The sequence below is a fragment of the Corynebacterium sp. genome (genome assembly GCF_012838985.1).
Taxonomy (GTDB): Bacteria; Actinomycetota; Actinomycetes; order Mycobacteriales; family Mycobacteriaceae; genus Corynebacterium.
The window spans coordinates 1-7,204 of sequence record NZ_DUOE01000058.1 but is presented as its reverse complement, the minus strand read 5'-3'; the positions used below and the strand labels follow the sequence as shown (position 1 = coordinate 7,204).

Genomic DNA, 7,204 nt, shown 5'->3' with positions numbered 1-7,204 from the left:
GACGATGACCCGGATAAACCGCCGAGGCACGGTCGGATGGAACGGGTACCGGGTGGGGTGGTGCATCACCCGCCGGGTGGTGGTCCGTCCCGGCGGAACATCCACCCGATCCGCGACCTCTCAGCCACGGCCCTCGCCGGCTCCTAATCCTGCACGTGCAGGACGATGGAGCCGGTGGTCCGGCGACCCTGGAGGTCGCGGTGGGCCTGCTCGGCGTCGGCGAGCGCGTACTCGCCGGAGATGCGGAACTTCAGGGTGCCGTCGACAACCGCCTGGGTGACCGCCTGCGCGCGCATGCGGAACTCCCCCTCGCCGGAGGTCCAGGCGCCGATGGAGGGACGGGTGAGGAAGATCGACCCGTGCGTGTTGAGCAGCTGCGGGTCGAAAGGCTCCACCGGGCCGGAAGCCGCACCGAAGAGGCACACGGTGCCCCGCGGGCGGACGGCCTCGAGGGACTCGTTGAAGGTGTCCCTGCCCACGCCGTCGTAGACGACGTCCACGCCCACACCACCGTTGCGACGGCGCACGATCTCGGCGAGGTTGTCGGAGTAACGGAAGACCTCGGTGGCGCCGGCCTCCAGGGCCAGCTCGGCCTTCTCGTCGGTGGAGACCACCGAGTAGACGCGCGCCCCCTTGTGGGCGGCCATCTGGGTGGCCAGGAGACCCACGCCGCCGGCACCGGCGGTGATGAGGCAGGAATCGCCCTCCTGCAGGTCGTAAACGCCGTAGGTGAGGTAGTGGGCGGTGATGCCCTGCAGGAGCATGGAGGCGGCCACGGTGGGGTCGACGCCCTCGGGGACGGCGACGAGGCGGTCACGCGGCACGCACACCTGCTCGGCGTAGGAGCCGAAGGCGTCACACCAGGCGACGACGGTGCCCGGGGCGATCTCCCCCTGCGGATCGTGGACGACCCGGCCGGTGCCCTCCAGCCCCGGGACGAAGGGGAGTCCGGCGTGGTAGACACCCTCCCGGTAGTAGGTGTCGATGTAGTTGACGCCGGCCACCAGGACGTCGACAAGCACTTCGTCGTCGTCGGGGACCGGCGCCTCGATGTCGCGCAGGACGAGGACCTCAGGTCCTCCGGTTGCTGTGATCTGGATTGCCTTCATGGCATCCAGGCTAGCCATCACTCAGCGGTGACGGTGGCGTTTTTCTGTCCGGGGCTCAGGCGACGCAGCCCGTGGGCGTACAGGAACGCGGAGAACGCCACCACGGTGGAGCTCATCCCGATGTGCACGGGGATCGTCCACCGGGGGATACCCATGTTGAACTGGATGACGCCGATCGCCCACTGGACGGCGATCATGAGGACGAGGATCCAGGCGGTGTTCTTCGCGTCCTTGTTGGCCATACCGCGGTAGAGCAGCCAGATGACGGCCAGGGTGGCCGCCAGGTAGACGTACATGGTGGCGGCGTGGATGTAGGCCATCAGGGCGATGTCGACCTCCAGGCGGCCCTCCATACCGACGCCCGAGTCACCCGAGTGGACGCCTGCACCGGTGGTCATGGTGCCGGTCACCAGGACGATGGACAGGGAGACGGCGGCGAGGACGGTGAGCAGGCGGATGCTCGGTGCGAAGACACGCACCTGCGGCAGGTGGTCCGGCTCAGCCAGACGCATGTAGAGGAGTGCGGCGATCCACACCAGGACCATCGACGGCAGGAAGTGGATGGCCACCGCCCACCACTTCAGGTCCAGGTGGACGGAGATGCCGCCGAGGACGGCCTGGATGATGATGCCGATGCCGGAGAGCAGGGCGTAGACGATGATCTCCCGGCGACGGCGCGCCCGCCACACGGCGATGAACACGGCCAGGGCGATGGCGGCCAGCACCCAGGCGAGCAGACGGTTGCCGAACTCAATGGCCTGGTGGAGTGCCGGGGCGGCGCCGGCGACGGGGACGAGGGAACCTTCGTGGCAGTTGGGCCAGGTGTCGCAGCCGAGGCCGGAGCCGGTCACGCGGACGATCGACCCGGTGACGGTGATGCCGCCCTGCGCGATGAGCAGGATCATGGCCAGGATGCGCTGGAGACGCACCGAGGGGCCCCGGGTAGCTGGTGAATGGTCAGTGGCGTTCGCAGGGGTGGCGGTGTCAGTCACGTCGCCCATCCTATCTTTGTCGCTTGGTGTCGGGTGTGGGGTGTGTCGGGTGCTTGATCAGGCCTCGAAGCGGAACCATTTGACCGCGAGCGCCGTCGCGAGGAGGGCCCAGGCGGAGAGGATGAGCATCTGCATCCAGGGGAACACGCCGTCGAAGGCGAGGGCCAGGGCGGAGGCGAGGGCCACGGAGGGGATCGCGTTGTACCAGCCGGCGGCGTCGAGGTTCTGGGTGAACATCACCCAGCCGACCGCGCCGACCAGCAGGAACCAGATGAGGTTGGCCAGGGCCAGGACCATCTCCGAGGTCATGGTGCCGCCCATGAGCATGCCCATGGCGGTGAACGTGGCGATGCCGAAGAAGAGGATCACCAGTCCCAGCAGGACGCCGCCGGGGGAGGGGCGCCAGCCGAGCAGCAGCGCCACCGAGCTGAGCAGGACGATCTGCAGGCCGGCCATGGCCGCGACGGCGATGATCTTGCCGAGGATGATCGTCGAGGTCGGCACCCCGGATGCTCCCGTGCGTTTCAACGCCCCGTACCGACGGTCGAAGGCCACCGCGATCGCCTGCCCGGTGAAGCCGGAGCTCGACGTGGCGATGGCCAGCACCATCGGCAGGATCTCGTTGAGGCTGGTCTCGTCGTTGAGCATCGGCAGGCGCGCGGTGAGGATGAGCGCGACCAGCGGGATGATGACGCTGAGCAGCTGCTGCTCGCCGTGGCGCAGGAAGAGGATCGTCTCCATGCGGCCCTGGGCGGCGATCATCTTAGCGGGGGAGGCACGGCGGGGTGCGGGGCGGAAGGTTCCGGGTTCGAAACGGGTCTGTGTCATGTCAGCTCCTCAGGCTCCGGCCGGTGATCTCGAGGAAGACCGCCTCGAGGTTGCGGTGGTCGACGTCCAGGCGACGGACGAGCACACCCTGTTCCGCGGCGGCGGTGGCCAGCGCGGAGATGAGCTCCGGCGTGGCGGTCGCGGGGACCGCGTAGTTGAGGGGGCGGATCGACTGGATACCCGGAGTGTCGGGGCAGAGTCGGGTGATGTGGGCGTCGGCAAGCGGGAGGTCGAGTGCGCCGTCGGTCTCGAAGCTCACGCGGGACCCCGTGCCACCGGCGGTGAGTTCCGCCGGTGTGCCCTGGGCGACGACCTGCCCCTTGTCGATGATGACGATCTTGTCGGCCAGCGCCTCCGCCTCGTCCATGAGGTGGGTGGTGAGGATGACCGTCACACCGTCGGCACGCAGCGCCTCGATGAGCTCCCAGACGGCGAGGCGCGACTGGGCGTCGAGGCCCGCGGTCGGCTCGTCGAGGAAGACGAGTTCGGGGCGGCCGATGATGGCGAGCGCCAGGGAGAGACGCTGCTGCTGGCCGCCGGAGAGGCGACGCCACGTCGTGCGGCGGACCCCGTCGAGGCCCAGGAGGTCGATGAGCCACTCCGGGTCGTGCGGGTTGTCGTTGTAGGAGGCCGCCAGGCGCAGCATCTCACCGACGCGGATGCCGGTGTAGGAGCCGCCTCCCTGCAGCATGATGCCGATCCGGTTGCGCACCTCCTCCGGCCGGGTGACCGGATCCAGTCCGAGGACGCGGATCCGGCCGGAGGTGGGACGCTTGAATCCCTCGCACATTTCGATGGTGGTGGTCTTGCCGGCGCCGTTGGGGCCGAGCAGGGCGAAGACCTCGCCGCGTTCCGCCGTCAGCGAGATGCCGTCGACGGCGGTGACGGGGCCGAAGGACTTGACCACATTCTCTAGTTCCAGAGCAGGTCCGGCGTTCACGCCGGGGGCTCCACCGAAAGTTGCAGACACGGTTACTCAGTGTAGGCCACGAATGATGCCACGCCGCATAAGCCACCAGCCGAGAGCCACCACGGCAAGGAAAACCAGTGTCGCCCCGAGATAGATGGAGACGACCGTCGACGCCGGGAGAGCGAGTCCGCGGGGCACGACGGTGAAGGAGAAGAAGGCGGAGTAGGCGACGACACTGACGCGGAAGAAGGTGCGGTTCGCCCATGCGGCCAGCGGCAGGATCGCCCACAGCATGTACCAGGGGTGCACGACGGGGAAGAGGATGACGAGCACGAAGGTGGCCACCCCCAGCCCGCCCACCGGGTGGATCGTCCCCCGGTAGGTGGCGAAGAGGAAACGGATGAGGAATCCGGCGGCGACGACCATGCCCACCCCACGGGTGATGAGCAGCATCGTCTCCGTGTGGTCGCCCAGACCCAGCAGCATGCCGAGGAATCCGGCGGACACGCCGACGTTCGTGGTCATGGACAGCCAGCTGCGGATCGTCGCCGCCCCGCCCTGGCCGGTCACCCAGCCGAGGCCGATGCCGGTGACTGCGGTGATGAGCGCGATCGTGGCGATGAGCAGCGTGACCTGCACGATCACCGCCAGCACGAGCGAGACCACCGGTCCACGTCCGACCCGCAGGAAGTGCCGCGCCAGGTTCATACCGACGAAGCCCAGCGCCAGGAAGCCGGTCACCTTCACCAGGCCCGCCCCGCCGATGAGCAGCGCCGACAGGACGATGAGTCCGGCGCCGCCGGCGGGGTCCACGGGTTGCCCGTTGCGTCCCCCGAGCTTGTCGACGCCCCGCAGTCCCACCTCCAGCCCCACGAGCATGAGCCCGAGGAGCACGGATTCATTGTGGATGCCGCCGATGAGGTGGAGGATCGTCAGCGGGTTGAGCACCCCCAGCCACAGGGCCGTCACGGGGTTGAGGCGGCAGCGGCGCGCGAGGCGGGAGATGGCCCAGCCGGCGGCGATGAGCCCCAGCAGGGAGACGATGCGGTGCGCGATGACGCCGAAGATGATCGAGTCGGCGGTGATTCGGCTGATGGCGGAGGCGATGCCGAGGGCCACCGGCCCGTAGGGGGAGGGTGAGTGGGACCAGATGAACGGCACCGAGCGGGCCAGCGGGTCTTCGGGACCGAGCAGGTCGACGGGGCCCGCGGAGTAGGGGTCCATGCCGCGCGCCACGATCGAGCCCTGGGCCAGGTAGGAGTAGATGTCCTGCGTGAACAGCGGCGCGGTGAACAGGATCGGCAGCACCCAGGCCGCGAACGTCCTCTTCATCAGCGACGCTGTGACGGTCGGCCCGGCGGTGGAGCCCCGGTAGGAGACCCCGACGAACGGCGCCATGAGCACCCAGGCCAGGACGAGCAGCCCGACGCCGACCAGGACCATCACCGAGGAGGTCTGCAGCATCCGGGCCATGAAGAAGCCGCCGGGGAACGATGAGTAGGGGTTGCCCAGCACCGGGAGCGCCCCGGCGCCCAGGGCCCCGAGACCGATGAGCAGGGCCCCGATGGTGCCGATCCAACGCAGCAGCTGGAAGCGGTTGAGTTCCCGGACACTCAGGTGCTGACCGCGGGTCGCCGCCTCCGGGTCGCCGCCGGGATCCACATGGAGCAGGGCGGACCGGGAACCGGCATAACCCAGCCGCGGAAGGCTGGAGATCAGGGCGCGCAGGAGCGGCGGTCGTCGGGTGGTCACGCCGCTCATCCTAACCAGCCGGGGCGGCGTCCCCGTGACACGCCGCCGGGCCCCGAGGTGGACAGGGGGAATGAATTAGGGAACACTAGTGTTGTCGAATGTAAGGGCCATCGGACCACCACCCGATCGGTCACCACGACTTTTTCTTTACCCCGAGACAGCAGGAGGAGGTGGCGACAGTGTCAGCACAACCCGAGAACATGATCCCGGAGACCCGGACCGTGGAGGGCGACACCCGTCGTCAGATCATGCTCATGCTGCTCAAACTTGCACCGGTCACGGCCTCCGACCTCGCCGACCGCCTCGACATGTCCGCCGCCGGCATCCGCCGGCACCTGGACATCCTCGTGGCGGAGGGCCTGGCGGAGACGCTCGACCGGCGCGTCCGGTCTGTCGGCACGGCGGCGGCGCCGCGTGGGCGACCGGCGAAGGCGTTCCGGCTCACTGATCAGGGAAGGTCCCAGTTCGGGCACTCCTACGATCAGCTGGCCGCCGACGCCCTGGACCTCCTCCGGGAAACCGGAGGGGAGGAGGCCGTCCGTCGACTCGCGGCGCAGCGCATCGCGCGCATCGTTGAGGGAGTCACCCCGGCAGGGGAGGACGAGGACTCCATCCAGCAAACAGCGGGGGAGTTGGCCGATGCCTTCGACCGTGCCGGGTACGCTGCAACGGTCACCCGTGCCGGGAGCGGTATCCAGATCTGCCACCACCACTGCCCGGTGGCCCATGTGGCCGCTGAGCACCCTGAGCTGTGTGAGGTTGAACATCAGTTGATCTCCGACCTGGTCGGCGTTCACGTCCAGCCTCTGGCCAGCATCAGTGGTGGCCACGGAATCTGCACCACCAACATCCCACTGACACCCATCGAGAAACTTCCAGAAGAAAGGAGCGGATCATGACCCAGGCCACGCAGAACCCCGGTTCCACCAAGCCGGAGAGCATGAGCGATGACCAGATCATCGAGTCCATCGGTCCGTACAACTACGGCTGGCACGACTCCGACGAGGCCGGAGCATCCGCACGACGCGGCCTCAACGAGGAGGTCGTCCGCGACATCTCCGCCAAGAAGGACGAGCCGGAGTGGATGCTCGAGAAGCGTCTGAAGGCGCTGAGCATCTTCGAGCGTAAGCCGATGCCGACCTGGGGCGCTGATCTGTCGGGGATCGACTTCGACCAGATCAAGTACTTCGTCCGTTCCACCGAGGGCCAGGCACAGTCCTGGGAGGACCTCCCCGAGGAGATCCGCAACACCTACGACCGTCTCGGCATCCCCGAGGCCGAGCGTCAGCGCCTGGTCGCCGGCGTCGCCGCGCAGTACGAGTCCGAGGTCGTCTACCACCAGATCCGCGAGGACCTGGAGGAGCAGGGCGTCATCTTCCTGGACACCGACACCGCCCTCAAGGAGCAGCCGGAGCTGTTCCGTGAGTACTTCGGCACGGTGATCCCGGACGGCGACAACAAGTTCTCCGCCCTGAACTCCGCCGTCTGGTCGGGTGGCTCCTTCATCTACGTCCCGCCGGGGGTCCACGTGGACATCCCGCTGCAGGCCTACTTCCGCATCAACACGGAGAACATGGGCCAGTTCGAGCGCACGCTCATCATCGTGGACGAGG

6 protein-coding genes and 1 pseudogene are annotated in these 7,204 nt (G+C 68.2%); 2 read left to right on the top strand and 5 right to left on the bottom strand.

What is annotated here, in order from left to right; genetic code table 11:
- Positions 1-143 precede the first annotated feature (143 nt).
- From GXZ33_RS03435 to mptB, 5 genes are read right to left on the bottom strand one after another with little or no spacing between them, the layout of a single operon-like run.
- Positions 144-1,109 (bottom strand): quinone oxidoreductase, encoded by a 966-nt coding sequence (locus GXZ33_RS03435; RefSeq protein ID WP_291339442.1) that lies wholly within the window; start codon positions 1,107-1,109, stop codon positions 144-146.
- Between the two features lie 17 nt (positions 1,110-1,126).
- A complete protein-coding gene (locus GXZ33_RS03430; RefSeq protein ID WP_291339441.1) occupies positions 1,127-2,101 on the bottom strand; it encodes a heme A synthase in 975 nt (324 codons plus the stop codon).
- 57 nt (positions 2,102-2,158) lie between these two features.
- Positions 2,159-2,929, bottom strand: coding sequence for an ABC transporter permease (locus GXZ33_RS03425; RefSeq protein ID WP_040085827.1), 771 nt, complete (start codon positions 2,927-2,929; stop codon positions 2,159-2,161).
- A gap of 1 nt (position 2,930) precedes the next feature.
- Positions 2,931-3,899 carry an ABC transporter ATP-binding protein gene (locus GXZ33_RS03420; protein ID WP_291339440.1) on the bottom strand — a complete coding sequence of 323 codons (969 nt, stop codon included), beginning with the start codon at positions 3,897-3,899 and terminating at the stop codon, positions 2,931-2,933.
- 6 nt (positions 3,900-3,905) lie between these two features.
- Positions 3,906-5,600, bottom strand: coding sequence for a polyprenol phosphomannose-dependent alpha 1,6 mannosyltransferase MptB (gene mptB, locus GXZ33_RS03415; RefSeq protein WP_291339439.1), 1,695 nt, complete (start codon positions 5,598-5,600; stop codon positions 3,906-3,908).
- 191 nt (positions 5,601-5,791) lie between these two features.
- Between mptB and GXZ33_RS03410 the strand changes: the two genes are divergently transcribed.
- Both GXZ33_RS03410 and GXZ33_RS03405 read left to right on the top strand, forming a co-directional pair.
- Entirely contained in the window at positions 5,792-6,490 is a 699-nt protein-coding gene (locus GXZ33_RS03410; protein WP_291339443.1) for a metalloregulator ArsR/SmtB family transcription factor, read from the top strand.
- Positions 6,487-7,204 (top strand): annotated as a pseudogene (locus GXZ33_RS03405) (Fe-S cluster assembly protein SufB); the annotation flags it as partial. The gene GXZ33_RS03410 and the pseudogene GXZ33_RS03405, both read left to right, overlap by 4 nt.